Source organism: Streptomyces sp. CC208A, assembly GCF_030010625.1.
GTDB lineage: Bacteria > Actinomycetota > Actinomycetes > Streptomycetales > Streptomycetaceae > Streptomyces.
The window spans coordinates 130,245-157,152 of sequence record NZ_JASCXN010000001.1; the positions used below are offsets into that span (position 1 = coordinate 130,245).

The 26,908-nt window shown below is 73.6% G+C and carries 24 protein-coding genes and 1 pseudogene; 5 read left to right on the forward strand and 20 right to left on the reverse strand.

The window, feature by feature from the left end; genetic code table 11:
* Window positions 1-47 precede the first annotated feature (47 nt).
* Genes QK442_RS00565 through QK442_RS00575 form a run of 3 tightly spaced genes read right to left on the reverse strand, consistent with a single transcriptional unit; the run spans window position 48 to window position 2,298 of the window.
* Window positions 48-1,037: an asparaginase domain-containing protein gene (locus QK442_RS00565; RefSeq protein WP_282691730.1), complete on the reverse strand. Its 990-nt coding sequence runs from the start codon at window positions 1,035-1,037 to the stop codon at window positions 48-50.
* Window positions 1,037-1,393 carry a chorismate mutase gene (locus QK442_RS00570; RefSeq protein WP_282691731.1) on the reverse strand — a complete coding sequence of 119 codons (357 nt, stop codon included), beginning with the start codon at window positions 1,391-1,393 and terminating at the stop codon, window positions 1,037-1,039. Before QK442_RS00570 ends, QK442_RS00565 begins: the two co-directional genes overlap by 1 nt.
* An 11-nt stretch (window positions 1,394-1,404) precedes the next feature.
* Complete coding sequence (locus QK442_RS00575) at window positions 1,405-2,298, reverse strand: AraC family transcriptional regulator (protein ID WP_282691732.1); 894 nt, start codon at window positions 2,296-2,298, stop codon at window positions 1,405-1,407.
* A 117-nt stretch (window positions 2,299-2,415) separates the two neighbouring features.
* Between QK442_RS00575 and QK442_RS00580 the strand changes: the two are divergent.
* Window positions 2,416-3,069 (forward strand): annotated as a pseudogene (locus QK442_RS00580) (beta-galactosidase).
* Between the two features lie 53 nt (window positions 3,070-3,122).
* On the opposite strand, the gene QK442_RS00585 reads toward QK442_RS00580, so the two are convergent.
* Window positions 3,123-3,917 (reverse strand): serine protease, encoded by a 795-nt coding sequence (locus QK442_RS00585; protein WP_282691733.1) that lies wholly within the window; start codon window positions 3,915-3,917, stop codon window positions 3,123-3,125.
* Between the two features lie 188 nt (window positions 3,918-4,105).
* Here QK442_RS00585 and QK442_RS00590 point away from each other — a divergent pair, with 188 nt between their 5' ends.
* From QK442_RS00590 to QK442_RS00600, 3 genes are all read left to right on the forward strand, one after another.
* Window positions 4,106-5,011, forward strand: a complete 906-nt coding sequence (locus QK442_RS00590) for a hypothetical protein (protein WP_282691734.1) — start codon at window positions 4,106-4,108, stop codon at window positions 5,009-5,011.
* 212 nt (window positions 5,012-5,223) lie between these two features.
* Complete coding sequence (locus QK442_RS00595; RefSeq protein WP_282691735.1) at window positions 5,224-6,693, forward strand: ankyrin repeat domain-containing protein; 1,470 nt, start codon at window positions 5,224-5,226, stop codon at window positions 6,691-6,693.
* 151 nt (window positions 6,694-6,844) lie between these two features.
* On the forward strand, window positions 6,845-7,744 hold the full coding sequence (locus QK442_RS00600; protein ID WP_282691736.1) for a tyrosine-protein phosphatase: 900 nt from the start codon (window positions 6,845-6,847) through the stop codon (window positions 7,742-7,744).
* Window positions 7,745-7,801: 57 nt separating this feature from the next.
* Here QK442_RS00600 and QK442_RS00605 read toward each other — a convergent pair whose 3' ends face one another.
* The 6 genes from QK442_RS00605 to QK442_RS00630 all read right to left on the reverse strand — a co-directional run bounded on the left by QK442_RS00605 (window position 7,802) and on the right by QK442_RS00630 (window position 16,884).
* Complete coding sequence (locus QK442_RS00605) at window positions 7,802-8,419, reverse strand: TetR/AcrR family transcriptional regulator (protein WP_282691737.1); 618 nt, start codon at window positions 8,417-8,419, stop codon at window positions 7,802-7,804.
* A gap of 53 nt (window positions 8,420-8,472) precedes the next feature.
* A complete protein-coding gene (locus tag QK442_RS00610) occupies window positions 8,473-8,985 on the reverse strand; it encodes a pyridoxamine 5'-phosphate oxidase family protein (RefSeq protein ID WP_282691738.1) in 513 nt (170 codons plus the stop codon).
* Window positions 8,986-9,059: 74 nt separating this feature from the next.
* Window positions 9,060-9,437: a VOC family protein gene (locus QK442_RS00615; protein WP_282691739.1), complete on the reverse strand. Its 378-nt coding sequence runs from the start codon at window positions 9,435-9,437 to the stop codon at window positions 9,060-9,062.
* Between the two features lie 164 nt (window positions 9,438-9,601).
* Window positions 9,602-11,062, reverse strand: coding sequence for a glutamate synthase subunit beta (locus tag QK442_RS00620; protein WP_282691740.1), 1,461 nt, complete (start codon window positions 11,060-11,062; stop codon window positions 9,602-9,604).
* Window positions 11,055-15,632 (reverse strand): glutamate synthase large subunit, encoded by a 4,578-nt coding sequence (gene gltB / locus QK442_RS00625; RefSeq protein WP_282691741.1) that lies wholly within the window; start codon window positions 15,630-15,632, stop codon window positions 11,055-11,057. Before gltB ends, QK442_RS00620 begins: the two co-directional genes overlap by 8 nt.
* A gap of 523 nt (window positions 15,633-16,155) precedes the next feature.
* Entirely contained in the window at window positions 16,156-16,884 is a 729-nt protein-coding gene (locus QK442_RS00630) for a VIT1/CCC1 transporter family protein (RefSeq protein WP_282691742.1), read from the reverse strand.
* A gap of 298 nt (window positions 16,885-17,182) precedes the next feature.
* Here QK442_RS00630 and rbsK point away from each other — a divergent pair, with 298 nt between their 5' ends.
* Window positions 17,183-18,106, forward strand: coding sequence for a ribokinase (rbsK, locus tag QK442_RS00635; RefSeq protein WP_282691743.1), 924 nt, complete (start codon window positions 17,183-17,185; stop codon window positions 18,104-18,106).
* A gap of 66 nt (window positions 18,107-18,172) precedes the next feature.
* Here rbsK and lgt read toward each other — a convergent pair whose 3' ends face one another.
* From lgt to QK442_RS00685, 10 genes are all read right to left on the reverse strand, one after another.
* Window positions 18,173-19,156, reverse strand: coding sequence for a prolipoprotein diacylglyceryl transferase (gene lgt / locus QK442_RS00640; RefSeq protein ID WP_282691744.1), 984 nt, complete (start codon window positions 19,154-19,156; stop codon window positions 18,173-18,175).
* A gap of 88 nt (window positions 19,157-19,244) precedes the next feature.
* Window positions 19,245-20,063, reverse strand: coding sequence for a thioredoxin domain-containing protein (locus QK442_RS00645; protein WP_282691745.1), 819 nt, complete (start codon window positions 20,061-20,063; stop codon window positions 19,245-19,247).
* Between the two features lie 74 nt (window positions 20,064-20,137).
* Window positions 20,138-20,959: a tryptophan synthase subunit alpha gene (gene trpA / locus QK442_RS00650; RefSeq protein WP_282691746.1), complete on the reverse strand. Its 822-nt coding sequence runs from the start codon at window positions 20,957-20,959 to the stop codon at window positions 20,138-20,140.
* Window positions 20,956-22,194, reverse strand: coding sequence for a tryptophan synthase subunit beta (gene trpB / locus QK442_RS00655; protein ID WP_282691747.1), 1,239 nt, complete (start codon window positions 22,192-22,194; stop codon window positions 20,956-20,958). Before trpB ends, trpA begins: the two co-directional genes overlap by 4 nt.
* Before the next feature lie 385 nt (window positions 22,195-22,579).
* Window positions 22,580-22,813, reverse strand: a complete 234-nt coding sequence (locus tag QK442_RS00660) for a hypothetical protein (protein WP_282691748.1) — start codon at window positions 22,811-22,813, stop codon at window positions 22,580-22,582.
* 7 nt (window positions 22,814-22,820) lie between these two features.
* Complete coding sequence (gene trpC / locus QK442_RS00665; protein ID WP_282691749.1) at window positions 22,821-23,630, reverse strand: indole-3-glycerol phosphate synthase TrpC; 810 nt, start codon at window positions 23,628-23,630, stop codon at window positions 22,821-22,823.
* Between the two features lie 110 nt (window positions 23,631-23,740).
* A complete protein-coding gene (locus QK442_RS00670) occupies window positions 23,741-24,121 on the reverse strand; it encodes a DUF2752 domain-containing protein (protein WP_282692036.1) in 381 nt (126 codons plus the stop codon).
* Window positions 24,122-24,399: 278 nt separating this feature from the next.
* Window positions 24,400-24,654, reverse strand: coding sequence for an HGxxPAAW family protein (locus tag QK442_RS00675; RefSeq protein ID WP_282692037.1), 255 nt, complete (start codon window positions 24,652-24,654; stop codon window positions 24,400-24,402).
* A gap of 89 nt (window positions 24,655-24,743) precedes the next feature.
* On the reverse strand, window positions 24,744-25,394 hold the full coding sequence (locus tag QK442_RS00680) for a TIGR02234 family membrane protein (RefSeq protein WP_282691750.1): 651 nt from the start codon (window positions 25,392-25,394) through the stop codon (window positions 24,744-24,746).
* Between the two features lie 14 nt (window positions 25,395-25,408).
* The gene (locus QK442_RS00685) at window positions 25,409-26,899 is read right to left on the reverse strand and encodes an anthranilate synthase component I (protein WP_282691751.1); all 1,491 of its coding nucleotides are present in this window, start codon (window positions 26,897-26,899) and stop codon (window positions 25,409-25,411) included.
* Window positions 26,900-26,908: the final 9 nt, after the last annotated feature.

The following is a 26,908-nucleotide window of genomic DNA, read 5'->3' on the forward strand; positions in this document are numbered from 1 at the left end:
ATGGGCCTCCGTGAGGGTACGGGGGTGCGGATATCCGCCGGGAGACCCTACGCGAGGCCGGTGCCGTCGAGGTGGGCGAAGGCGGCGGTGATGCGGGGGCGGTCGTATCCGCCGGGGCCCGCGGCGCCGCTGGAGACGAGGGCGGCGAGGAGGAGGCGGGCCTTGGCGGGGTCGAGCGGTCCGGCCGGGACGAGGCCGTGGTGGAGGAGGTCGTACTCGGAGCCGGGGCCTCGGTAGGTGTCGCGGAGGCCGGTGCCCGCTCCCGTACGGGAGGCGAGGACGACCGGGATGCGGCGGGCGAGCGCGGCGAGGGGTTCGACGAGCCAGGCGGGGGCGTGTCCCGCGCCGAAGGCGGCGACGACGAGGCCCTGGAAGCGGTCGTCGACGGCGGAGAGGAGTTCGCCGCGGTCGCCGAGGCTCAGGGTGACCAGGGCGATCCGTACGGCCGGGTCGTAGGAGAGCCGGCAGGGCGCGGTGGGGACGGCGGGCCGGAGCAGGATCCGCGGGGTGCCCTCGACGACGGTGCCGAGGGGGCCCGCGCCGGGCGAGGCGAAGGTGGCGACCGAGGTGGTGTGGGTCTTGCGGGCGTGCCGGGCGGCGTGGATCTCGTCGGCGAGGACGACGAGGACGCCGAGACCGCGGCAGGCGGGGTCGGCGGCGACGGCGAGGGCCGCGGCGAGGTTGGCGGGGCCGTCGGCGCCGGGCAGGTCGGCGCGGCGCATGGCGCCGGTGACGGCGATGGGGGCCCGCTCGGTGGGGCAGAGCAGGTCGAGGAGGAAGGCGGTCTCCTCCAGGGTGTCGGTGCCCTGGACGACGACGACACCGGAGCCGGCGGCGACGGCCTCGTTCACCTCGCCCGCGAGGGCGGCGAGGTCCTCGGGCGCGAGGGTGGAGGAGGGGAGCCGGCGGAAGTCGCGGAGCTCGACGTCCTCGGGGGCGCCGAGGGCGGCGAGGACCTCGGGTCCGGTCATGCGGGCCGCGTCACCGCCGCGCGCGGAGATGGTGCCGCCGAGGGTGAAGACGGTGACGCGGGCCATCAGCGGGTTCCGTCCGCGATCGTCTCGTGGTGGCGGATGACCTCCGCGATGATGAAGTTCAGCAGCTTCTCCGCGAACGCCGGGTCCAGCTTGGCGTTCTCGGCGAGCTCCCGCAGCCGGGCGATCTGGCGGGCCTCGCGGGCGGGGTCGGCGGGCGGCAGCTGGTGCTCGGCCTTGAGGACGCCGACCTGCTGGGTGCACTTGAAGCGTTCGGCGAGCATGTGGACGACGGCGGCGTCGATGTTGTCGATCGACTCGCGCAGCCGGGTCAGCTCGGCGCGGACGGACGGGTCGATCGCGCCGGCACCGGTCTCGTCGGCGCCGGTCCCGCTGGAGTCGTTCCTGGTGTCGCTCATGGTCAGCGAGCTTAGACCGAGTCCCCGGTCAGGGTCGGCGGGTGTTCGGGATCCGGAACGCGGTCGCTCCAGCCGCCGTGGACGGCGCGGCCCTGCTGCTCGCGGAAGCGGACGGGGGCGAGTCCGACCCTTCGGGTGAAGAGGCGGGAGAAGTAGGCGGGGTCGTCGTAGCCGACGCGGCGGGCGACGGCGGCGACGGGCAGCTCGGTGGCGGCGAGGAGTTCCTTGGCACGGTCGAGCCGGACGGTGAGCAGGTAGTCCTTGGGGCTGCGTCCCGCGGCGCGGCGGACGGCGGTGCGCAGCTCGGCGGGGGTCATGCCGTGCCGGGCGGCGTGCTCGGCGACGGAGAGCGGCTGGAAGGCGTCGCGGGCGAGGGCGGTGAGGACGGGGTCGCCGCCGGTGCCGGTGCCGGTGTCGGCGCGGGCGCGGCGCAGGGCGACGAGGAGTTCGTGGACGGCGGCGGCGGTCTCGACCTCCAGGAGCGGGTTGCCGGGGCGGGCGGCGCGGGCGATGCGGCCGACGGCGGCGCGGGCGGGGGCGGCGTCGGAGAGGGGGACGACGGGCCGGTCGGGTTCGATGAGGCCGAGTTCGGTGTAGGTGGCGGTGGCGGGTCCGGTGAAGTCGGCGAAGGACTCGTCCCAGCCGGTGACGGGGTCGGCGCCGTAGTGGTGGGGGACGCCGGGGGTGAGCCAGAGCAGGGCGGGGGCGGTGACGGGGGTGCGGCGGCCGTCGGCGGAGCGGTACCAGCCGCCGCCGGCGGAGACGACGACGGCGACGTGGTGGTCGAGGGTGCGGGGGCCGACGACGGGCAGCCTGCCGTGCTGGAGCCCGACGCCGAGGCAGACCAGGCCGAGGCCGTGGTGGACGGGCGCGGGCGTGAAGTAGCGCATCCAGGTGTGGTACATCCCGTGGGCCGCTCCTCCCGGGTCCTCCCGGCCTTCTCGGGTCCGGGCCTCCAAGGTCCAAACTGTGACGATCTTTGTCCATGGACCGGCCCGCCGCCAGGGGGCGAGGGTGGGGCCATGAGCACGTTCGCGGTGGGTGACGAGGACTTTCTGCTCGACGGGCGGCCGGTGCGGCTGCTGTCGGGGGCGCTGCACTACTTCCGGGTGCACGAGGGGCACTGGGAGCACCGGCTCGGGATGCTGCGCGCGATGGGCCTGGACGGCGTCTTCGCCGGGGTGCTCACGGAGGAGGACGCGGTGCTGCCGGAGCCGGTGGCGGGCCCGGCGGCGGTGGAGCTGTGAGTGGAGTCGCTGGGCCGGGTGAACTACGGGCCGCGGCTCGCCGAGCCGAAGGGGATCACCGGCGGGCTGCTGCACGAGCGCCAGTACGTGCACGGGGTACGGGCCCGGGGCCTGCGCCTGGACGCGTTCACGGCGGAGACGGTGGGCCGGGTGCCGTTCGAGGAGGTGCCGGGGGGCGGGGAGCGGGGCCTGTACCGGGCCTCGGTGGAAGTGGCGGGCGCCGGGGACGCGGAGCTGCGGCTGCCGGGCGCGGGCCGGGGCTTCGTCTGGGTCAACGGCTTCTGCCTGGGCCGGTACTGGCCGGCGGCGGGCCCGCAGGAGGGGCTGTTCGTGCCGGGCCCGGTGCTGCGGGAGGGCGCGAACGAGGTGTGGGTGCTGGAGCTGGAGCCGGCGGAGGGGGCCGGCCCCGTGCGGGTGGAGCTGGGCTGACCCGGAGGCGTACGTGCGGGGTGGCGCCCCCGGGCACCACCCCGCGCATCGCCCTACAGCGTGGCGGCGGCCGCCTTGATGGCGGCGGCGAAGGCCGAGACCTCCGTGTAGACGCCGGGGTAGCCGGGCCGCGCGCAGCCCTCGCCCCAGCTCACGATGCCGACCTGGATCCAGGCGCCGTCGTCGTCCTTGCGGAACATCGGGCCGCCGGAGTCGCCCTGGCAGGCGTCGATCCCGCCCTGGCCGTAGCCGGCGCAGATCTCCTCGGACGGGACGAGGGCGCTGCCGTACGCGGCCCGGCAGGCGGCGTCCGGGACGAAGGGGACCTCCGCCTTGAGGAGGTGACGCTGCTGGGCGCCGCCCTCGCGGGCCGCGCCCCACCCGGCCACGGTGAAGACGCCCTCGTCGTACGCGGGGGTGTCGGCGATCTTCAGGGTGGGCAGCGAGGCGAGGGGGCTCGCGAGCTTGACGAGGGCCCAGTCCTTGCCCCTGCCGTAGTAGCCGGGGGCCCGGAGGACCTTGGTGGAGCGGACCTTGACGGCGTCGGGGGAACGGAGGTCCACGACGCCGGCGGTGACGGTGATGCGGGTGTTGTCGCCGGAGCCGCTGACGCAGTGGGCCGCGGTGAGGACGATCTGCGGGGTGATCAGGGAGCCTCCGCAGCCCACGGAGAGCTTGACCATCCAGGGGAACTCGCCCTGGACGGCGCGGGTGCCGCCGACGATCGGCGCGGGGGCGGCGGTGGCAGCGGTGGCGGCGGAGACGGGCTGGAGGCTGAGGGGGGCGAGGGCGACGGCACCGGCCGCGGCGAGTTTCCGCAGGGCGCGGACGAGTCGGTTGTTCTGCACGGTCTGCCTTTTCTCGTGGGGGGGGCGCGCAGGGGCCCTGGCGGACCGGTCGTACGACCGCACGGTCGCGTGACCGGCCCGCCAGGATCTGTCCGGATGGTCGACAGCCCCCAACTACCGCCACAAGAAAGCCCTTCAGGCCAGTCGCCACGCCCGGACCGTACAGTGGACGGCGGGGGTGAACGCGGATGACGGACCGCCGCTGGGCCGACCGGGTCGGCGAGGACGCCCACGGGGTGGAGCACGGTTTCCCCCACCGGGAGGCCGTACGGGCCTCGCTCACCGCGCTCTACCGGCGCCTCGGCCCCACCGGGGTCGGCCGGTACGCGACCAGCGTGGCCGCCGCCGATGTGGCCCTCTCCCCCACCGAGGACCCGCTCCTCGGTGCCACCCGGGCGGCCGGTGCCCTGGTGCGCCACCTGCGGCTGCCGGAGGCCCGGGTGGTGGTGTCGTTCCGGGCGATGGAGCACGCCGCCACCGTCGAACTCACCGCGGGGCCCGAGTACTTCGTCGAGCTCAACGAGCGCTTCCGGACCCGGACCCGGGACATCGGCGCGGCCCTCGCCCACGAGATCACCCACGTCCTGCTGCACCGGCTCGACCTCCGCTTCCCCGACGCCGGGCGGAACGAGATCCTCACCGACGTGACCACCGCCTACCTGGGTGCGGGCTGGCTGCTCCTCGACGCCTTCCGGCAGGACGGCGTCGAGAGCCAGAAGCTCGGCTACCTCACGCCGGAGGAGTTCGGCTGGGTGCTCGCCCAGCGGGCCGGGCTCTTCGGCGAGGACCCGTCGCCGTGGTTCACCAGCGCGGTCGCGTACGAGGCATGGCGGCGGGGCCGGGCCGAGGCCGAGCGGGAGCGGCGACTGCCGCCGCTGGCCGGCGCGGGCTGGACCGCCCGGCACCGCTACGCCCGGGAACGGCGCCTGGGCCGGGCCGCGCCCGGCGCCCCGTACGCCTTCGACGGCGGCGCCCCGGCGACCGGCGTCACCTTCCCCTGCCCGGTCTGCCGCCAGCGGCTGCGCGTCCCGGCCGGCCGCGGCCTGCGGGCCCGCTGCCGCCTGTGCGGAACGGTCCTCGACTGCACGACCTGAGCCCGCATCACCGCCGCGCCGTTGCGGGCGCGAGTTCCGCCGGGCGATGCGCCGCCGTTCCGTCGTGGGCGCACCGCCGTTTCGTTGTGGGCAATCGTTCCTCCCCCAAGGACTTCGTCCTTGGGGGAGGGATACCTGCCCACAGGGACGGCGGCGCAGCCCGCGCGGGGGCGGATTTGCTTCGGGGCTGGACGAGGGGTCAGGGTCGGTGCATGAGCACGCTGTTCGAGGCCGTCGCCGGCGGGGACGAGGACGCGGTCGTCCGGGCCCTGCGCGCCGGCGCCGATCCGGAGGCCGTCGACGGGGGTGAGACCGTCCTCTACCGGGCGGCGGTCGCCGACGAGCCGGGGATCGTGCGGCTGCTGCTCGCCGCCGGGGCCGATCCCGGCCGGGCGAGCGGTCCGGACGGCGGGGACCTGCCGCTGTGCGGGGCGGCCTGCGGCGGGCACGCGGGGACGGTACGGGCGCTGCTCGCGGCGGGCGCGCCGCCGGACCAGGAGGAGGGGTTCGGGTTCACGGCGCTCGCCTGGGCGGTGCGGCTCGGCCACGCGGAGACCGTACGGGCCCTGCTCGAACACGGTGCCGATCCCGACCGGCCGGGGCCCGACGGGCTGCCCCCGCTGACCGCCGCCGCCCGGCGCGGCTCCACCGCCTGCGTACGGGCGCTGCTCGACCACGGCGCGCGGGGCGCGGGGCCGGCGCTGCGGGAGGCGCGGCGGTGGATCGGGGTGGACATGGCGGCGGAGCTGCGGCGGGGGCTGGTCGCCGGGAACGCCGGCGGGGAGACGTACGAGGCGGTGGTGCGGCGGGTCCGGGAGGACGGCGGGGTGACCGTGGTCGTCGAGCTGCTGCGGGAGGACGGCCGGCCCGGGCGCGGCGACGAGCGGCAGACCGGGCACGCGGCCGTCGCGACCCTCCTTGAGGCGGCGCTCGGCCGGTGCGTCCCGGCCGAGGAGCTGGCGGCGCGGGCGCTGCGCTGCGGGGACCCGGAGCTCGACGACTGGACGACCGCGGTGGCCGAACTCGCCGGGCGGGCGGACGAGGAGACCTTCGTGGCGGCGGCGGGCTTGTGCGCCTACCGCGATCCGCTGCGGCGGGCGTTCGGGGCGCGGGTCCTCGGGGCGCTGCCGGGGTTCGCGGCGAGCGCGGTGCCGGTGCTGCGGCGGCTGGCCGGGGAGGCGGCGGGTCCCGCGCGGGAGCCGGCCCTGTCGGTGGTGACGGCGCTCGGGGCGTGCGCGGACCCGGCGGCGGTGCCGGAGCTGCTGGCGGCGGCGGGCCATCCGGACGCGGAGGTGCGGCGGGCGGCGGCGGGCGCGCTCGCGGGGCTCGTACCGGCCGGGGACATGGAGGCGCTGGGGGTGCTGCTCGGGCTGAGCCGGGACGGGGACGCGCGGGTGCGGGACTGGGCGGTGCTGGCCCTGGCCGAGCTGCCCGACGACACCCCGCTCGTACGGGAGGCGCTGGCGGAGCGGCTGTCCGACCCCGATCCGGAGACGGCGGCGGAGGCGGCCCGGGGCCTGGCGATCCGTCAGGACCCGCGGGCGGTGGACGCGCTGGCGGCGCTCCTCGCGGACGGCGACCCGGACGGCGCGCCCCGGCAGACGGCGCTCGACGCCCTGGAGTTCGTACGCGACCCCCGGGTCAGGACCCGGCTGGAGTGGACGCCCCCGCGCCGTCGCTGACGGACCGAGGACGCGGGGTGCGCACGGCTCTCCCGTCCTGCGGCCCCGGCTGCTACCTTCCTCCCCGACCGACCGCTACCTAACAAACGTTTGGCAGAGTGGGGCCCGCTCCGCCCCGGCACCCGTGAGACGCATCCGTGAGGAGACAGCCATGCCCCTGTCGAGACGCGCACTGCTGAGCACCGCCGGAGCCGCCGCAGTGGCGGCGCTCACCCCGTCCACCGCCGCGGCGGCCCGGCCCCGGACCTCCGCCACCACCCTGATCCGGCACCTCCCGCTCCAGGGCGCGGTCAACGTCCGCGACCTGGGCGGATACCCCACCTACGACGGCGAGCGGGTCCGGTACGGGCGCGTCCACCGGGGCGACCACCTGGGGAAGCTGACCGACGCCGACGTGACCGCGCTCGGCGGGCTCGGGCTCGCCCGGGCGATCGACTTCCGGATCCCGTCGGAGGTGGCGTTCGACGGAGCCGACCGGCTGCCCGCCGGGGTGGCGTCCGTCTCCCGGCCGGTGACCGACCACGGTCTCTTCGCTCAGCTCATGACCGTGATCGGCTCCCGCGACCCGGTGCGGCAGGAGGAGATGCTGGGCAACGGCCGGGCGGCGGCCTTCATGACGGAGGTGTACCGCAGCTTCGTCACCGACGCCGCGAACCGGGCGGCCTTCGGGCAGACCCTGCGCGAGCTCGCCGAACCCGGCTCCGGCCCGGTGCTCTACCACTGCACCTCGGGCAAGGACCGCACCGGCTGGACGAGTTGGCTGCTCCTGCAGCTCGTCGGCGTGCCGGAGTACTTCGCCACCGAGGACTACCTGGCCTCCAACACCTTCCGCGCCGCCTACGACGCCCGCGTCCGCGAGGGCCTGAAGCAGAGCGGCCTCATGCAGAACCCGGAGCTGATCGTGCCCCTCCAGGAGGTCCGCCGGGAGTACCTGGACGCGGCCCTCGCCGAGGTCCGCGCCGGCTACGGCAGCCTGTACCGCCATGTGACGGCCGGCCTGGGCGTGGACCCGCGCACCCTGGCGGGGCTGCGGGAACGGCTGGTCGGCTGACGGGGCGGGCGCCGGCCCGTGCGGGGGCCGGCGCCCGCCCCGTACACCCCCGCCTGATCACGGACGGACGGCGATGCCGTCCAGGACCATCGACAGGTACTGACGGGCGATCTCCTCGGGGCGGTGCCGGCCGCCCGGCCGGTACCAGGAGGCCGCGACCCAGACGGTGTCGCGGACGAAGCGGTAGGCGAGCCGGATGTCGAGGTCTGCGCGGAACACCCCGCCCGCGACCCCCCGTTCCAGCGTGCCGAGCCACGCCTTCTCGAACCTGCGCTGCGAGTCGGCGAGGTAGTGGAAGCGGGGCAGGTCGGTGAGGTGCCGGGACTCCTTCTGGTAGATGGCGACGGCGGCGCGGTGCCGGTCGATCTCCCGGAAGGACTCGGTGACCAGGGCCTCGATGGTCTCCCGGGGACCGAGGCCGGCGGCGAGCACGGTGTCGTACCCCTCCCACAGCTCGGTGAGGAAGCTGGACAGGATCTCGTCGAGCATCGACTCCTTGGAGTCGAAGTGGTAGTAGAGACTGCCCGCGAGCATCCCGGCGGCGTCCGCGATCTGGCGGACGGTGGTGGCGTTGTACCCCTGGGCGGCGAAGACCTCGGCGGCGGTCTCGAGGAGTTCACGCCGCCGCTCGGGGGCGGCGGCGTTCGCCTGGCTCTTCTTCTTGGTCGCTGACACCCGCCCATTGTCGTCGCTCCGTGGCGACCGACGACCGGCGGCCGACGGCCGGGTCAGCCGTCCTCGCGCGGCGGGGTGTCGTCGTTGCCGCGCCGCAGGGTCCGGGGCGCGCGCCCCGGGCGCCAGGTGGTGAAGCAGATCTCGTCGCCCTCCACCCAGGTCCGTACGACCTCGGACGGCTCCACCCGGAAGAGGTGGAAGGGCAGCGGGACCCCGACCCCGGCGGCGTACTGCGCCACCTCCTCCGTATCGGTGACCTCGACGGCCCGCCCGGAGATCCGCACGTCTCCGCCGCCCATGTCCGTCCCCGCGCCCGGGTTGGCGAACAGCGAGAAGCGCGGGTCGCGGCGCAGGTCGAGGGCCTTGTACGAGTTCGGCATCATGCCGAGCCACAGCTCGCCGCCCCGGAAGTCGGCCTCGATCCCGCTGAGCCGCGGCGAGCCGTCCTTCCGCAGGGTGGCGAGGGTGTGGTGGGTGTACCGCCCGAAGCGTTTCCGCGCGGTCGCGGCCAGTTCGGGTTCGGCGGCCTCGAAGGCGGGCCAGGTGAGGGTTCCGGTGTCTCGCATGACTCCAGGGAACCCTGGATACCCGACACCTCCTGTCCGGATTGCTCCGGACGGCCGTGGCGGCCCGGGAACCGCTAGGACTCGCCCCGCTCCGCCTTGCCGCGCTCCACGCAGAATTCGTTGCCCTCCGGGTCGGCCAGGGTCACCCAGCCCGTGCCGTCCGGGCGGCGGCGGTCGCCGACGAGGGTCGCGCCGAGGGCGAGCAGGCGGTCGACCTCCTCGTCGCGGGTGCGGTCCTGCGGCTGGAGGTCGAGGTGGACGCGGTTCTTGACCGCCTTCGGCTCCGGCACCTGGATGAAGAGGAGGCCGGCGCCGGCCGACTCGACCAGGGCCTCGGGGTCGCCGGGCTCGTCGTCGTCGGAGAGCTTGCCGTCCAGCGCCTTCGCCCAGAACCCGGCGAGGGCGTAGGCGTCGGCGCAGTCGATGGTCACGTGGCGTACGAGAGAACTCATGTGCCCATGATTACGCCCGGGTGTGACAGCGGGCCACCGTATTACCGCCCGGCCGACGGCGGCGTTCCCGGACGCGCAGCGACGCCCGCCCCAGGTGTCCTTGGTCGGGGACGGGGCGGGCGTCGCGTGGTTCCGTACGCCGTTGTACGGGACATCCGGGGGCGTCAGACCATCAGGGCCCGGTCCGTCGGGCGGATCGGGGCCGGCAGGGAGCTGGCGCCGGTGAGGTAGCGGTCGACGCCTCGGGCGGCCGAACGGCCCTCGGCGATGGCCCAGACGATCAGCGACTGACCGCGGCCGGCGTCACCGGCGACGAAGACGCCGTCGACGTTGGTGGCGAAGTCCGCGTCGCGGGCGATGTTGCCCCGCTCGTCGAGCTCCACGCCGAACTGCGCGACCAGGCCGTTCTCCTGGTCCGTGCCGGTGAAGCCCATCGCCAGGGTGACCAGCTGGGCGGGGATCTTCCGCTCGGTGCCCGGCTTCTGGGTCAGCCTGCCGTCGACGAACTCGACCTCGACCAGGTGCAGGAACTGGACGTTGCCGTCCTCGTCGCCCTCGAAGTGGGTGGTGGAGACGGAGTAGACCCGCTCGCCGCCCTCCTCGTGCGCCGAGGTGACCTTGTACAGCATGGGGAAGGTCGGCCAGGGCTGGTTGGCGTTCCGCTCCTCGCCCGGCTTCGGCATGATCTCCAGCTGGGTGACGGAGGCCGCGCCCTGGCGGTGGGCGGTGCCGACGCAGTCGGCGCCGGTGTCGCCGCCGCCGATGACGACGACGTGCTTGCCCTCGGCGGTGATCGGCGGGGTCACGAAGTCGCCCTCGACGACCTTGTTGGCGAGCGGCAGGTACTCCATCGCCTGGTGGATGCCCTTGAGCTCGCGCCCCGGCACGGGCAGGTCGCGGGCGGTGGTGGCGCCGGCGGCGACCACGACCGCGTCGAACCGCTTGCGCAGGTCGGTGGCGGTGATGTCGCGGCCGACCTCGATGCCGGTGCGGAACTTGGTGCCCTCCGCGCGCATCTGCTCGATGCGGCGGTTGATGTGCCGCTTCTCCATCTTGAACTCGGGGATGCCGTAGCGCAGCAGACCGCCGATGCGGTCGGCGCGCTCGTACACGACCACGGTGTGGCCGGCCCGGGTGAGCTGCTGGGCGGCGGCGAGACCCGACGGTCCTGAGCCGATGACGGCGACGGTCTTGCCGGAGAGGCGCTCGGGGATCTGCGGGGTGACGTCGCCGCCGTCCCACGCCTTGTCGATGATCGAGACCTCGACGTTCTTGATGGTGACGGCCGGCTGGTTGATGCCGAGCACGCACGCCGACTCGCACGGAGCCGGGCACAGGCGGCCGGTGAACTCCGGGAAGTTGTTGGTGGCGTGGAGGCGCTCGGACGCCGCCGACCAGTCCTCGCGGTAGGCGTAGTCGTTCCACTCGGGGATCAGGTTCCCGAGCGGGCAGCCGTTGTGGCAGAACGGGATGCCGCAGTCCATGCAGCGGCCGGCCTGCTTGCTGATGATCGGCAGCAGGGAGCCGGGGACGTAGACCTCGTTCCAGTCGCGGACGCGCTCCGCGACGGGGCGGGTCTCGGCGACCTCGCGGCCGGTGGTCAGGAAGCCCTTGGGGTCAGCCATGGGTCGCCGCCTCCATCATCTTCTCGGTGGTCTCCTGCTCGGAGAGACCGGCGAGCTCAGCGGCGTCCTTGGCGGCGAGCACGGCCTTGTACGTAGTCGGGATGATCTTGCTGAAGCGGCTCGCCGCCGCGTCCCAGTCGGCCAGGAGCTTCTCGGCCACGGTGGAGCCGGTCTCCTCCTGGTGGCGGCGCACGACGTCGTGCAGCCACGCCTTGTCGGTCTCCGACAGGGTCTCGATCGCCCCGTGGTTGCCGGAGTTGACGTTGCTCCGGTCGAGGTCGATCACGTAGGCGACGCCGCCGGACATGCCGGCCGCGAAGTTGCGGCCGGTCTCGCCGAGCACGACCGCCGTGCCGCCGGTCATGTACTCGCAGCCGTGGTCGCCCACGCCCTCGGAGACGACGAGCGCGCCGGAGTTGCGGACGCAGAAGCGCTCGCCGGTGCGGCCGCGCAGGAACAGCTCGCCGCCGGTGGCACCGTACGCGATGGTGTTGCCCGCGATGGTGGAGTACTCGGCCAGGTGGTCGGCGCCCCGGTCGGGGCGGACGATCACGCGGCCGCCGGAGAGGCCCTTGCCGACGAAGTCGTTGGCGTCGCCCTCCAGTCGGAGGGTGACACCGGCCGGCAGGAAGGCGCCGAAGGACTGGCCGGCGGAGCCGGTGAAGGTGAGGTCGATGGTGTCGGCCGGGAGTCCCGCGCCGCCGAACTTCTTCGTCACCTCGTGGCCGAGCATGGTGCCGACCGTGCGGTTGATGTTGCGGATCGGGACCTGGGCGCGGACCGGCTGGGCCTCCTCCGCGGAGGCGGCGCCCAGCGCCTCTGCGGCGAGCTGGATCAGCTCGTTGTCGAGCGCCTTCTCCAGGCCGTGGTCCTGCTCGACCAGGGCGTGGCGGACCGCGCCCTCGGGCAGCTCGGGCACGTGGAAGAGGGGCTCCAGGTCCAGGCCCTGCGCCTTCCAGTGGGAGACGGCGCGGCTGGTGTCGAGGAGCTCGGCGTGGCCGACGGCCTCCTCCAGGGTGCGGAAGCCCAGTTCGGCGAGGAGCTCGCGGACCTCTTCGGCGATGAACTCGAAGAAGTTGACGATGTACTCGGCCTTGCCGGAGAAGCGGTCGCGGAGGACCGGGTTCTGGGTGGCGATGCCGACCGGGCAGGTGTCGAGGTGGCAGACGCGCATCATGACGCAGCCGGAGACGACGAGCGGCGCGGTGGCGAAGCCGAACTCCTCGGCGCCGAGGAGCGCGGCGATGACGACGTCGCGGCCGGTCTTCAGCTGGCCGTCGGTCTGGACGACGATCCGGTCGCGCAGGCCGTTGAGGAGCAGGGTCTGCTGGGTCTCGGCGAGGCCGAGCTCCCAGGGGCCGCCCGCGTGCTTCAGCGAGGTCAGCGGGGAGGCGCCGGTGCCGCCGTCGTGGCCGGAGATGAGGACGACGTCCGCGTGGGCCTTCGACACGCCGGCCGCGACCGTTCCGACGCCGACCTCGGAGACCAGCTTCACGTGGATGCGGGCCTGCGGGTTGGCGTTCTTGAGGTCGTGGATCAGCTGGGCCAGGTCCTCGATGGAGTAGATGTCGTGGTGCGGCGGCGGCGAGATGAGGCCGACGCCGGGCGTCGAGTGACGCGTCTTGGCGACCCACGGGTAGACCTTGTGGCCGGGCAGCTGGCCGCCCTCGCCGGGCTTGGCGCCCTGGGCCATCTTGATCTGGATGTCGTCGGCGTTGACCAGGTACTCGGAGGTGACGCCGAAGCGCCCGGAGGCGACCTGCTTGATCGCGGAGCGGCGCGCCGGGTCGTACAGGCGGTCCGGGTCCTCGCCGCCCTCACCGGTGTTCGACTTGCCGCCGAGCCGGTTCATGGCGATGGCGAGGGTCTCGTGCGCCTCCTGGGAGATGGAGCCGTACGACATGGCGCCGGTGGAGAAGCGCTTGACGATCTCGGAGACCGGCTCGACCTCGTCGAGGGGGATCGACGGGCGGTCGGAGGAGAAGCCGAACAGGCCGCGGAGCGTCATCAGGCGCTCGGACTGCTCGTTCACCCGGTCCGTGTACTTCTTGAAGATGTCGTACCGCTTGTTCCGCGTGGCGTGCTGGAGGCGGAAGACGGTCTCCGGGTCGAAGAGGTGCGGCTCGCCCTCGCGGCGCCACTGGTACTCGCCGCCGATCTCCAGGGCGCGGTGCGCGGAGGCGATGCCGGTGGCCGGGTACGCCTTGGCGTGGCGGGCGGCGACCTCCTGGGCGACGACGTCGAGGCCGGCGCCGCCGATCTTGGTGGCGGTGCCGTTGAAGTACCGGGCGACGAACTCCTCGTCGAGGCCGACGGCTTCGAAGACCTGGGCGCCGCGGTAGGAGGCGACGGTGGAGATGCCCATCTTGGACATGACCTTGAGGACGCCCTTGCCGAGGGCGTAGATCAGGTTGCGGATGGCCTGCTCGGGCTCGATGCCGTTCAGGAAGGTGCCGGCGCGGAGCAGGTCCTCGACGGACTCCATGGCGAGGTACGGGTTGACCGCCGCGGCGCCGTAGCCGATGAGCAGGGCGACGTGATGGACCTCGCGGACGTCACCGGCCTCGACCAGGAGGCCCACCTTGGTGCGCTGCTTGGTGCGGATGAGGTGGTGGTGGACGGCGGCGGTGAGCAGCAGCGAGGGGATCGGCGCGTGCTCGGCGTCGGAGTGCCGGTCGGAGAGGACGATCAGGCGGGCGCCGCCCTCGATCGCCGCGTCGGCCTCGGCGCAGATGGCGTCGATGCGGGCGGCGAGGGCCTCGCCTCCGCCGGAGACCCGGTAGAGACCGGAGAGGGTGACGGCCTTCATGCCGGGCATGTCGCCGTCGTGGTTGATGTGGATGAGCTTGGCCAGCTCGTCGTTGTCGATCACCGGGAAGGGCAGGGTGACCGAGCGGCAGGAGGCCGCGGTCGGGTCGAGCAGGTTGCCCTGGGGGCCGAGGGAGGAGCGCAGGCTGGTGACGAGCTCTTCCCGGATGGCGTCCAGCGGCGGGTTGGTGACCTGCGCGAACAGCTGGGTGAAGTAGTCGAAGAGGAGCCGGGGGCGCTCGGAGAGGGCGGCGATCGGCGAGTCGGTGCCCATGGAGCCGATCGGCTCGGCGCCGGTGCGGGCCATCGGGGCGAGGATGACGCGGAGTTCTTCCTCGGTGTAGCCGAAGGTCTGCTGGCGGCGGGTGACCGAGGCGTGGGTGTGCACGATGTGCTCGCGCTCGGGGAGGTCGGAGAGCTCGATCTCGCCGGTCTCCAGCCACTCCGCGTACGGCTGCTCGGCGGCGAGGCCGGCCTTGATCTCGTCGTCCTCGATGATGCGGTGCTCGGCGGTGTCGACGAGGAACATCTTGCCGGGCTGGAGGCGGCCCTTGCGGACGACCTTGGCGGGGTCGATGTCGAGGACGCCGACCTCGGAGGAGAGGACGACGAGGCCGTCGTCGGTGACCCAGTAGCGGCCGGGGCGCAGGCCGTTGCGGTCGAGGACCGCGCCGACCTGGACGCCGTCGGTGAAGGTGACGCAGGCGGGGCCGTCCCAGGGCTCCATCATCGTGGAGTGGTACTGGTAGAAGGCGTGCCGCGCGGGGTCCATGGAGTCGTGGTTCTCCCACGCCTCGGGGACCATCATCAGGACGGCGTGCGGCAGCGAGCGGCCGCCGAGGTGCAGGAGCTCCAGGACCTCGTCGAAGGAGGCGGTGTCGGAGGCGTCCGGGGTGCAGATCGGGAAGATCCGGTCCAGGCCCTTGCCGTCCCGGCTCTCGCCGAAGACGTCGGTGGCGAGCTGGGCCTCGCGGGCGGTCATCCAGTTGCGGTTGCCCTTGACCGTGTTGATCTCGCCGTTGTGGGCGACGAAGCGGTACGGGTGGGCGAGCGGCCAGCTCGGGAAGGTGTTGGTGGAGAACCGGGAGTGGACGAGGGCGACGGCCGAGGCCAGGCGCCGGTCCGACAGGTCCGGGAAGAAGGGCTCCAGCTGCCCGGTGGTCAGCATCCCCTTGTAGACGATGGTGCGGGCGGAGAGCGACGGGAAGTACGTGGCCGCCTCGCGCTCGGCGCGCTTGCGCAGCACGAACGCCTTGCGGTCGAGCGCGATGCCGGTGGACCCGCCCTCGGTGTCCGCCACGAAGAGCTGGCGGAAGACCGGCATGGTGGAGCGGGCGGTGGCGCCGAGCAGCTCGGGGGCGACGGGGACCTCGCGCCAGCCGAGGACGGTGAGGCCCTCGTCGGCGGCGATGGCCTCGATCGCGGCGGCGGTCTCGTCGGCGGTGTCCACCGGCAGGAAGGCGGTGCCCACGGCGTACGCGCCGGCCTCGGGCAGAGCGAAGCCGGTGACCTCGCGGAAGAAGGCGTCCGGGACCTGGAGCAGGATGCCGGCGCCGTCGCCGGAGTCCGGCTCGGAGCCGGTGGCGCCGCGGTGTTCGAGATTGCGCAGTACGGTCAGCGCCTGCTCGACCAGCTCGTGGCCGGCCACACCGGTGAGGGTGGCCACGAACCCGACGCCACAGGCGTCGTGCTCGTTACGGGGGTCGTACATGCCCTGGGGGGCGGGGCGACCGTCCATGGGCGACCAGGCGTCGGAACGCATCGGCTCTCCCGTCGTCGTCGTGGCATATAGAGCAGCCGAGGGACGACGTTGGCCCTCCGCGAAAGTTCGTGCAGGTTACATGATGACGGGCTTCTCGCCTAGCGGATAGCTCGTTCCAGCATGCGGACACCTCCGACACGGAGTGGAGGTGTGCGTTCACCTGTTTTCTCGGGATGCGGGGGCGGTGACCACACCGTGACCGCCTCGCAGGGGACGGGACCGCACCGGTCCGTCCGGGGAGGGCTTCATTGCCCCGTGACGCTCCTGCCTCATTCCCTGGGGTCACGGGTTCGAAACCGCTGGGTAACCGGCTAGATATGTGGCGTCGTGCATAGTGTCTCACCGCCGCAGGGGTTCCGACCAGGGATATTCGTCACAGCGAGAATGCGGCTTCTGCGGCGAAAAGTCACCCCGAAAAGCCAGAAAGGTCCCTTGCGGGGACCTCTCGGGCTTCTGCGGTGGTACGGATTCCGTTCCGACGGTTACGCGGGAGCGGCAGGCCCCGGACTCCGCCGGGGCGCGGCTAGAGCGCGGCGCCGAAGGCCATGCCGAGCCCGTACGTGAGGGCCGCCGCGGCACCGCCGAGCACCAGCTGGCGCAGGCCGCTGAACCACCAGCTGCGGGCGGTGACCCGGGCGACGAGCGCGCCACAGGCGAAGAGGCCGAGGAGCGCGAGGAGCACGGCCGGCCAGAGCGCGGTGGCGCCGAGCAGGTACGGCAGCACGGGCAGCAGCGCGCCGAGCGCGAAGGAGCCGAAGGACGAGACGGCGGCGACGGTCGGCGACGGCAGGTCGTCGGGGTCGATGCCCAACTCCTCGCGGGCGTGGATCTCCAGCGCCTGCTCGGGGTCCTTCGACAGCTGCATGGCGACCTCGCGGGCGAGGGCGGGCTCGACGCCGCGGGAGACGTAGAGGGCGGCCAGCTCCTCCATCTCGTCGACCGGATGCTTGCGCAACTGGCGCCGCTCCACGTCCAGTTCGGCCTGGACGAGCTCGCGCTGCGAGGCGACGGAGGTGTACTCGCCGGCGGCCATGGAGAAGGCTCCGGCCGCGAGTCCGGCGAGCCCCGCGATGACGATGGTCCGCGAGGAGACCGCACCGCCCGCGACACCGGTCATCAGGGCCAGGTTGGAGACGAGTCCGTCCATCGCGCCGAAGACCGCGGGCCGCAGCCAACCGCCGTTCACGTCACGGTGGGTGTGGTTGTCGCGGTGGGCCTCGTGCAGTGGCGCCTGAGCTTCGATGATGGACATGCCTCTCCCCTCGTTCCGGCGGGCCGGGTCGCACCCGCCGCCCCCAACACCCTCGAAAATACGCCCGATGTAAGGGGCTCGCCAGCAAGGCAGGCCGTACTTACTAAGGTGCGCCTCAGTGTGGGGACACTTACTTGACGCACCGTCAGCACCCTTCGCCCTGCTGACAGACGGGTGAGGGAAGCGCCCCGCCGGTGGGTCACCAGCGGCTCGCGGCCTCGCGGCCGTCCTTCGACCGCGTAGGCTTCGACGCCCGCGCCGATCTCACCGATCCGACCCACCTGGAGGCGGTACGCCCATGACCGGCATCGTGGTGCTCGGGAGCACCAACATGGACCTCGTGGCCTACGTGGAGCGGGCCCCCGCGCGCGGCGAGACCGTCACCGGCCGCTCCTTCCGCACGATCCCCGGCGGCAAGGGCGCCAACCAGGCGGTCGCCGCCGCGCGGGCGGGCGGCCGGGTCGCCATGATCGGCGCGGTCGGCTCCGACGACTTCGGCCCGCGGCTCCGCACCGTCCTGGAGGACTGCGGCGTCGGCACCGACCTGCTCCGCACCGTCGAGGGTCCCTCCGGCACGGCGCACATCGTCGTCGACGACGAGGGCGGCAACGCGATCGTCGTCGTCCCCGGCGCCAACGCCGCCGTCACCTCCCTCGGCCACGGCGACGAGGCCCTGATCGCCGCCGCCGACCTGCTTCTCCTCCAGCTCGAACTCCCCCTCTCCGTCGTCACCGAGGGCGCCGTCCACGCCCGCCGGCGCGGGGTGCGCACGGTCCTCACCCCGGCCCCCGCCCGACAACTGCCGCCCGAGCTCCTCGACGCCACCGACCTGCTGGTGCCCAACGAGCACGAGGCCGCCGCGCTCACCGGCCGCGCCGATCCGCGCGCCGCCGCGCTCGCCCTCCTCGACTCCGTCCCCGAGGTGGTCGTCACCCTCGGCGCGGCCGGCTGCCTCTACGCGGCCCGCGGCGCGGAACCCCTCACCGTGCCCGCCCCGCGGGTGCGGGCCGTCGACACCACCGCGGCCGGCGACACCTTCGCCGGCGCGCTCGCGGTCGCCGTCGGCGAGGGCCGCCCCATGCCGGAGGCCCTGGCCTGGGCGGGCACGGCCGCAGCGCTCTCCGTCCGCCGCGAGGGCGCCTCGACCTCGATGCCGTACCGCACCGAGATCGATACGGCCTTCGGCGCCGAGGCCGACCGGGCCGCGTCGGCCGGCTCGTAACCGGGCACGCGAAAGGGCCGCCGGGACCCTCTCGGTCCCGGCGGCCCTCGTGTCCGTGCTGCGGGGTCAGCCCTTGGCGGCCGACCCGGCACCGTTCCCGGCGCCGTTCTCCACGTCGTCGGCGTCCCCTGAGTCGTCGGTGGGCTTCTCGAAGTCCACCGGCTTCCCGGAGTCCGCGTCCTCGTTCCCGGCGGACTCCTCTGCGGACTCCTCGGTGGTCTTCTCCGCCTTCTTCCGGGCGCGCGGCTCCACGATCTCCTCGCGGCCCGGGCGGACCCGTGCCGAGACGACCATGTAGACCACGGCGAGCAGGAAGACGACGATCGCGGTCCACACGTTGAGGCGCAGGCCCAGGATGTGGTGGGCCTCGTCGACGCGCATGTACTCGATCCAGCCGCGGCCCGCGCAGTAGGCGGCCACGTACAGGGCGAAGGCGCGGCCGTGGCCGAGCTGGAAGCGGCGGTCGGCCCAGATGACGAGGAGGGCGACGCCGATGCACCACAGCGACTCGTAGAGGAAGGTCGGGTGGTAGAGGCCGGCCTCGCGGTTGGCGCTCTCGGTGATCTTCAGCGCCCACGGGAGGTCGGTCGGCCTGCCGTACAGCTCCTGGTTGAACCAGTTGCCCCAGCGGCCGATGGCCTGGGCGAGGGCGATGCCGGGGGCGATGGCGTCCGCGTACGCGGGGAGCGGGATGCCCCGGCGGCGGCAGCCGATCCAGGCGCCGACGGCACCGAAGGCGATGGCGCCCCAGATGCCGAGGCCGCCCTCCCAGATCTTGAACGCGTCGACCCAGTTCTCACCCTCGCTGAAGTACAGCTGGTAGTCGGTGATCACGTGGTAGAGGCGTCCGCCGACGAGGCCGAAGGGCACCGCCCAGACGGCGATGTCGGCGACGGTGCCGGCGGTGCCGCCGCGGGCGATCCAGCGCTTGTTGCCGAGCCAGACGGCGACGAAGACACCGAGGATGATGCAGAAGGCATAGCCGCGCAGCGGGATCGGTCCGAGGTGGAGGACGCCGGTCGACGGGCTGGGAATGTAGGCAAGGTCCATGGCAGGTCCGACGCTACCCTGCCGGACGGGCGGGACGGCAGCCCGCCCGGCAACTTCTGGATAACTGATCCCGCCGCGACCGGCCCGCTCAGGGGGCGGAGGGGGTGGCCGTGGCGGTCTTCTCGCCCTGGTTGGCCTCGGCGACCCACTTCTTCAGGTTCTCCGGCGAGATCTGTTCGCCGTCCTTGGTCGGGAAGATCGATTCTCCGTTGAGCAGGACGGAGGGGGTGCCGCGGAAGTTTCCGCTCCGGAAGGCCTCGTGCGACTTCTCGACCCAGCTGTCGTGCGTGCCGTCCTGGACGCAGGAGCGGAACGACGGCGTGTCGAGGCCGGGGACCTTGGCGGCCAGCTCGATCAGTCTGGCGTTGTTCCCGAAGGCGTCGTCGGTCTCCTGCGGCTGGTTGGTGTAGAGCGTGTCGTGGTACGCGGTGAACTTGCCGGCGTCCTGGGCGCAGGCCGCCGCGTTCGCCGCGCGCAGCGAGCCGCTGCCGCCCATGTTGCCGTCGATGAGGGTGGCGAGGTGGTACTCGCTCTTGAGCGCGCCGGCCGCCTCCAGCTCGTGGATGGTGTCCCGCATGACGATCTCGAACTGGGCGCAGGCGGGGCAGCGGAAGTCCTCCCAGATCTGGAGGGTGGAGGGGGCGTCCGGCCTGCCGGTGGGGATGGCCGGCTTGTCGCCCTCGATCGCGCCGGTGGGGGCGACGACGGGCCCTGCCTTGCCGGAGTCGTCGTCCTTGCCGCTGTTGGCGGCGATCACGCCGACGACGGCGGCGAGGCCGAGGACACCGACCACCGCCGCCGTCACGATCAGGACCCGCCGCTGCTTCTCGCGGGCCTGCTCGCGCTCGCGCTGCTGCTGGAGGCGCTCCCGCGCGCTCCTGTTACTACCGTCACGGTTCTCGCTCACGCTCACAGCAACGAACCGGGGAGGCACGTCCGCGCCGCCCCGGTCCGATATCCACCCGAACGGGCTACTCCCTGCTAGGAGGTGCGGCGCACGCCCTCGGCGAGTTCGGCCGCCAGTTCCTTTACGGCGGCGAGTCCGGCGGCCTCGTCGCCGTCGGCGTCGAGGATCCGCTGGACGAAGGCGGAGCCGACGATGACGCCGTCGGCGAAGGCCGCGACCTCGCGGGCCTGGGCGGCGTTGGAGACGCCGAGACCGACGCAGACCGGGATCTTCGCGGTGACGCGGGTGCGGCGGACCAGGTCCGCTGCCTGCTCGCCGACGGACTCGCGGGTGCCGGTGACGCCCATGAGGGAGGCGGCGTAGACGAAGCCGGAACCGGCCGCGGTGATGGTGGCGAGCCGCTCGTCCTTGCTGCTGGGGGCGACGACGAAGACGGTGGCGAGGCCGTGCCGCTCCGCGTGCTCCCGCCAGGCCGCGGACTCCTGGACCGGCAGGTCGGGCAGGATGCAGCCCGCGCCGCCCGCCGCCGCGAGCTCCTCGGCGAAGCGCTCGACGCCGTACCGGTCGATCGGGTTCCAGTAGGTCATGACGAGGACCGGCTTGCCGGTGGCCTCGTGGGCCTCCTTCACCGTCCGCATGACGTCGGCGATCCGGACGCCGCCACGCAGGGCGATGTCGTCGGCGGTCTGGATGACGGGGCCGTCCAGGACCGGGTCGCTGTGCGGGAGGCCGACCTCGACGACGTCGGCGCCGCCGTCGAAGGCCGCCTTGATCGCCTTGATGCCGCCGTCGACGGTCGGGAAGCCGGCCGGGAGGTAGGCGATGAGCGCGGCCCGGTCCTCGGCCTTGGCGCGCTCCAGGGTGTCGGCGAGCAGCTGAATGTTGCCGGTGGTCACTTCGACCCCTCCTCGTCGTAGAGCCCGAAGTAGCGGGCGGCCGTGTCCATGTCCTTGTCGCCCCGGCCGGAGAGGTTGACGACGAGGAGCGCGTCCTTGCCGAGCTCCTTGCCGACCTCCAGAGCCCCGGCGAGGGCGTGCGCCGACTCGATGGCCGGGATGATGCCCTCGGTACGGGAGAGCAGCCGCAGCGCCTGCATGGCCTGGTCGTCGGTGACGGCCCGGTACTCGCCCCGGCCGCTGTCCTTCAGGTACGCGTGCTCCGGGCCGATCCCGGGGTAGTCGAGGCCCGCCGAGATGGAGTACGGCTCGGTGATCTGGCCCTCGTCGTCCTGGAGGACGTACGAGCGGGAGCCGTGCAGGATGCCGGGCTCGCCGGCGGTGAGGGTGGCGGCGTGCTCGCCGGTCTCGACGCCGTGGCCGGCCGGCTCGCAGCCGATGAGCCGGACCGAGGTGTCGGGCAGGAAGGCGTGGAAGAGGCCGATGGCATTGGAGCCGCCGCCGACGCAGGCGACGGCCGCGTCGGGGAGGCGCCCGGCGCGCTCCAGGATCTGGCGGCGGGCCTCGACGCCGATGACCCGGTGGAAGTCGCGGACCATGGCGGGGAAGGGGTGCGGTCCGGCGACCGTGCCGAAGAGGTAGTGGGTGCGGTCCACGTTGGCGACCCAGTCGCGGAACGCCTCGTTGATGGCGTCCTTGAGGGTACGGCTGCCGGAGGTCACCGCGACGACCTCGGCGCCGAGCATCCGCATCCGGGCCACGTTGAGCGCCTGCCGCCGGGTGTCGACCTCGCCCATGTAGATGGTGCAGTCGAGGCCGAAGAGGGCGCAGGCGGTGGCGGTGGCAACGCCGTGCTGCCCGGCGCCGGTCTCGGCGATGACCCGGGTCTTGCCCATGCGCTTGGTGAGCAGGGCCTGCCCGAGCACGTTGTTGATCTTGTGCGAGCCGGTGTGGTTGAGGTCCTCGCGCTTGAGGAAGACCCGGGCGCCGCCGGCGTGCTCGGCGAACCGGGGCACCTCGGTGAGAGCGCTGGGGCGGCCGGTGTAGTTGGCCATGAGGTCGCCGAGCTCGCGGGCGAACTCGGGGTCGTTCTTGGCCTTCTCGTACTCGACGGCGACCTCGTCGACGGCGGCGACAAGGGCCTCGGGGATGAACTTGCCGCCGAAGGCGCCGAAGTAACCCTCGGGCGACGGGACCTGACCCTCCGGGTCCGGAATGAAGAACTCGCTGGTCATACGGATGCTGCTCCTCGCGGGGCGATGCGGTCGTGTGTAGGGACGTGACTCGCTTCGTACGCGCGCGTGGCGGTTGCGACGGTGCCGTTGTGGGCTGCCGCGCCGTTTCGTTGTGGGCAATCGTTCCGCTTGGGGGTCCCCCCTGGACGTAGTCCTTGGGGGAGGAACGGGTGGGCACAACGGAACGGCACCCTCTGCGGGTGCCTCCGCACCGGTGCCTGGACCCGCGCCCGAAACGCACCGCACACGGGGTGCGGGTTCAGGCGCGGAAAGCCTAGGCCCGGCAGAGGGCGCCGTCCCGTGTGCCCACCCGTTCCTCCCCCAAGGACTACGTCCAGGGGGGACCCCCAAGCGGGACGTATGCCCACACGGGACGGCGGGGCCATCAGTGCGCGCGTGAGGTGCGGGGGCGCCATCGCATGCCGTTGACCTGGCCCGGTTCGGAGCCGATGCAGTGGCGGACCCGGCGGCCGTGGACCCGCCGCGCCGGCGCCCGGCAGCCCCGGGGCCGGCAACCCCGGGCCAGGCGGGCGTGGGCCGGGACGGCGACCGCGCACAGGCCGACGGGCCCACGGGCTGCGGAGCCCGGGGCGGTCGGCGCGGCGCGGTGCGGGGTCATGGCGGGGTCAGCTCCGGCCGTGCCGGAGGGCGGGGTGGGCGCCGGCGGCGACGAGGTCCGCGACGGCGGTCTTCGGGTCGCGGCCGGTGACCAGGGACTCGCCGACCAGGACCGCGTCGGCGCCGGCGTTGGCGTACGCGATGAGGTCGTGCGGGCCGCGGACGCCGGACTCGGCGACCTTGACGATGCCGGCCGGGATCTCCGGGGCGACGCGCTCGAAGGTGGAGCGGTCGACCTGGAGGGTCTTGAGGTCGCGGGCGTTGACGCCGATGATCCGGGCGCCGGCGTCGACCGCGCGCTCGACCTCCTCCTCGTCGTGGACCTCGACGAGCGGGGTGAGCCCGATGGACTCGGCGCGCTCGATGAGGGAGACGAGGGCCTCCTGCTCCAGGGCGGCGACGATGAGGAGTGCGAGGTCCGCTCCGTACGCCCGGGCCTCCCAGAGCTGGTAGGCGGTGACGATGAAGTCCTTGCGCAGGACCGGGATGTCGACCCGGGCGCGCACGGCTTCCAGGTCGGCGAGCGAGCCGCCGAAGCGGCGCTGCTCGGTGAGGACGGAGATGACGGCTGCGCCGCCCGCCTCGTAGTCGGCGGCGAGTCCCGCCGGGTCGGCGATGGCCGCGAGGGCTCCCTTGGACGGGCTGGACCGCTTGACCTCGCAGATCACCTTGACGCCGTCGCCGCGCAGTGCGGCGACCCCGTCCTTGGCCTGCGGGGCCTTGGCGGCCCGGTCCTTGAGCTCGTCGAGGGAGACCCGCGCCTGCCGCTCTGCGAGGTCGGCGCGCACGCCTTCGATGATCTCGTCGAGCACACTCACGCGAGAGGCCCCCTTCCGGGACGGTGACGGTTCTTTCGGCCACGTCGATGGTATCCGCAGCGGGGCTCCTGATCCGCATCGACCGGCCCGGCGTCCCATCTGCTGGGACTTCAGGGAGCCAGCGCGGAGCCGAACGGAAGGTTCCGGATCACCGTGAAAAGGGCGGTCAGCGCGCCGAGGGCCCACCCCCAGGCGGGTGTCACGGTGATCCTGGTCGGCGTGGCGCGGACGGCGCGAACCAGCCACACGACCAGAAGGACCGCGCAGACGGCGTACCCGGCGACGGCGAGGGCGTTGGCACCGAGGGCCGTCACGAGCTCACCGTGGGCGACGGCGTGGGCGCTGCGCAGACCTCCGCAGCCGGGGCAGTACAGCCCGGTGAAGCGGAGCAGCGGGCAGACGGGATAGTGCCCGGGCTCATTGGGGTCGACGACCCCCACGTACGCGAAGGCCGCCCCCACCCCGGCAAGCGTGACGACCGGCGCGACCAGCCGCCGCCCGAGCCCCCGCCGCCGGAACTCCTCGGCCTCCCGCAGGTCGGCGGCGTACGGCCCGGCGTACGGGGCGGGCGGGGCGGTCCGGGGTGTCGGCTCAGCGGTCACGCGCCGATTCTCGCCCGGCGCGCCGGGCGGCGCAGCCCCGACGCACGGCGGCGCGGCCGAGAACAGCCGGTCGCGCAGCCCCGGACGCGCGACGGCGCAGCCCGGGGGTGCCGGGCTGCGCCGTTCGTGTACGTGCTCGCGTGCCGCGAGAGGCTCGGGGCCTCGGGTCAGGAGCGGGTCCTGATCGCGGCGGTGGCGTTCTCGCGGGCCTGGATGACGGCCTGGGATTCCTTCGGCATGCCGAGGCCGGCGACCTTCATCACGCCGCCGACGACACCGCCGAGGAGGATGACGCCGACACCGGCCCAGAAACCGGGCACGTTCGCCGCCACCATGAAGACTCCGGCGACGCAGAAGCCGATGAAGGAGATGATGACACCGGTCCAGGCGGCCGGGGTGTGTCCGTGGGCGCTGCCCGCCATGAGTTGCTCCTCGTAGATGTTGCGCGGTGGTGACGGCGTCATTCTTCCGCACATGGCCCCGCCGAGGTGACTCGGGGGGTCCCGGGCGATCACGCGTCGTGCGTCGGGTCCTCGCCGCGGTCGAGCGCCTTCCACAGGTCCTCGGGGCGGTCGGGGTCCCCGGCGGCCGGGCGGCGGGCCGTCCGGGGCGTGCCGGAGCGCTCGTACCGGCCGCCCATCGCGGGCCAGCTCTTGCCGAAGCGGAGGGCGACGAGGCCGGCGAGGAGGATGAGGAGGGCGCCGGCGGCGGCGACGTACGGCCAGGCCGTATGGGTGAGGCCCGCGACGGCGGCGGCGGTGTCGCCGCTGATCCGGGCGGCCTCGGCGTCGAGGGCGGCGCTGTCGGAGGCGCCGAGGAGCGCGGCGAGGGCGGCGCCGGCGCCGCTGAGCGCGAGGAGCGCGGCGACCAGGGTGCGGCCGGTGCGGCGGACCGCGAAGACGGCGACGAGGGCGGCGAGGCCGACGACCGCGAGGGCGGTCGGGACGCCGGTGACGGCGCCGCCGTCGGCCTCGACGGGCACGGTGCCCCCGGCGACCGACGCGGTGCCCTCGGCCCAGATCTGACCGGCGGAGAGCAGTACGACGGTGGCCCCGAGGGCACCGAGGAGCAGGGCGACGGCGAGGCTCCGCCGACCGCCGGAGGTGACGGCCGCGCGGGCGGCTCGGGGCTGGGGTACGGGTACGGCGCTCACGTACCCCACTATCCCCTACCGCTTCAGGACATGTTCATCCGGTTGGCGGTGTGCACGGCCCGGAGGACGGCCGCGGCCTTGTTCCGGCACTCGTTGTCCTCGGCGGCCGGGTCGGAGTCGGCGACGACACCGGCGCCGGCCTGCACGTACGCCGTCCCGTCGCGGAGCAGCGCGGTACGGATGGCGATGGCGGTGTCGGAGTCGCCGGCGAAGTCGAGGTAGCCGACGCAGCCGCCGTACAGGCCGCGCCGGGAGGGCTCAAGATCCTCGATGATCTGCATCGCCCGGGGCTTGGGCGCGCCGGAGAGGGTGCCGGCCGGGAAGCAGGCGGTGAGGACGTCGAAGGCGGTCTTCCCCTCGGCGATCCGGCCGGTGACGGTGGAGACGATGTGCATGACGTGGGAGTACCGCTCGATCGACATGAAGTCGACCACCTCGACGGAGCCGGGGGCGCAGACCCGGCCCAGGTCGTTGCGGCCGAGGTCGACGAGCATGAGGTGCTCGGCGCGCTCCTTGGGGTCGGCGAGGAGTTCCTCGGCGAGGTCGTGGTCCTCCTGCGGGGTGGCGCCGCGGTGCCGGGTGCCGGCGATGGGGTGGAGCATCGCCTGCCCGTCCTCGACCTTGACGAGGGCCTCGGGGCTGGAGCCGACGACGTCGAAGCCGTTCTCGAAGCGGAAGAGGTACATGTACGGGGACGGGTTGGTGGCCCGCAGGACCCGGTAGACGTCGAGCGCGGAGGCGGTGCAGGGGGTCTCGAAGCGCTGCGAGGGCACGACCTGGAAGGCCTCGCCCGCCCGGATGCGCTCCTTGATGTCCTCGACGGCCTCCTGGTAGGCGGGGCCGCCCCAGAGGGCGGAGTACTCGGGGAGCTCGGAGGCGGGCAGGGCGGCGGGGGTGGAGGCGACGGGCCGGGCCAGGTCGGCCTCCATCGAGTCGAGGCGGGCGACGGCGTGGGCGTACGCCTCGTCGACGCCGGTCTCCAGGTCGTTGTGGTTGATCGCGTTGGCGATCAGGAGGACCGAGCCGTCCCAGTGGTCGAGGACGGCGAGGTCGCTGGTGAGCAGCATGGTGAGCTCGGGGAGCTCCAGGTCGTCGCGGGTGGAGTCCCCGATCTTCTCCAGGCGCCGGACGATGTCGTAGCCGAGGTAGCCGACCATCCCGCCGGTGAACGGGGGCAGCCCGCCCGCGAGGTCGCGGGGGGTGTGCAGGGTCTCGACGGTGGCGCGGAGGGCGGCGAGCGGGTCGCCGTCGACGGGGACGCCGACGGGCGGGGTGCCGAGCCAGTGGGCTTCGCCGTCCTTCACGGTCAGGGTGGCGTCGCTGCGGACGCCGATGAAGGAGTAGCGGGACCAGCTGCGGCCGTTCTCCGCGGATTCGAGGAGGAAGGTGCCGGGGCGTTCGGCGGCGAGCTTGCGGTAGAGCCCGACCGGGGTGTCGCCGTCCGCGAGGAGCCTGCGGCTGACGGGGATGACGCGGCGGTCCGCCGCCAGCTTGCGGAAGGTCTCGAGATCCATGGCGCCAGA

Bases quoted from the DNA above. Each gene is read 5' to 3' on its own strand.
- QK442_RS00565 (WP_282691730.1), bottom strand. From the start codon at position 1,037: ATGGCCCGCGTCACCGTCTTCACCCTCGGCGGCACCATCTCCGCGCGC.
- QK442_RS00570 (WP_282691731.1), bottom strand. From the start codon at position 1,393: ATGAGCGACACCAGGAACGACTCCAGCGGGACCGGCGCCGACGAGACC.
- QK442_RS00575 (WP_282691732.1), bottom strand. From the start codon at position 2,298: ATGTACCACACCTGGATGCGCTACTTCACGCCCGCGCCCGTCCACCAC.
- QK442_RS00590 (WP_282691734.1), top strand. From the start codon at position 4,106: ATGACGGACCGCCGCTGGGCCGACCGGGTCGGCGAGGACGCCCACGGG.
- QK442_RS00595 (WP_282691735.1), top strand. From the start codon at position 5,224: ATGAGCACGCTGTTCGAGGCCGTCGCCGGCGGGGACGAGGACGCGGTC.
- QK442_RS00600 (WP_282691736.1), top strand. From the start codon at position 6,845: ATGCCCCTGTCGAGACGCGCACTGCTGAGCACCGCCGGAGCCGCCGCA.
- QK442_RS00610 (WP_282691738.1), bottom strand. From the start codon at position 8,985: ATGCGAGACACCGGAACCCTCACCTGGCCCGCCTTCGAGGCCGCCGAA.
- QK442_RS00615 (WP_282691739.1), bottom strand. From the start codon at position 9,437: ATGAGTTCTCTCGTACGCCACGTGACCATCGACTGCGCCGACGCCTAC.
- QK442_RS00620 (WP_282691740.1), bottom strand. From the start codon at position 11,062: ATGGCTGACCCCAAGGGCTTCCTGACCACCGGCCGCGAGGTCGCCGAG.
- gltB (WP_282691741.1), bottom strand. From the start codon at position 15,632: ATGCGTTCCGACGCCTGGTCGCCCATGGACGGTCGCCCCGCCCCCCAG.
- QK442_RS00630 (WP_282691742.1), bottom strand. From the start codon at position 16,884: ATGTCCATCATCGAAGCTCAGGCGCCACTGCACGAGGCCCACCGCGAC.
- rbsK (WP_282691743.1), top strand. From the start codon at position 17,183: ATGACCGGCATCGTGGTGCTCGGGAGCACCAACATGGACCTCGTGGCC.
- lgt (WP_282691744.1), bottom strand. From the start codon at position 19,156: ATGGACCTTGCCTACATTCCCAGCCCGTCGACCGGCGTCCTCCACCTC.
- trpB (WP_282691747.1), bottom strand. From the start codon at position 22,194: ATGACCAGCGAGTTCTTCATTCCGGACCCGGAGGGTCAGGTCCCGTCG.
- QK442_RS00660 (WP_282691748.1), bottom strand. From the start codon at position 22,813: ATGACCCCGCACCGCGCCGCGCCGACCGCCCCGGGCTCCGCAGCCCGT.
- QK442_RS00675 (WP_282692037.1), bottom strand. From the start codon at position 24,654: ATGGCGGGCAGCGCCCACGGACACACCCCGGCCGCCTGGACCGGTGTC.
- QK442_RS00685 (WP_282691751.1), bottom strand. From the start codon at position 26,899: ATGGATCTCGAGACCTTCCGCAAGCTGGCGGCGGACCGCCGCGTCATC.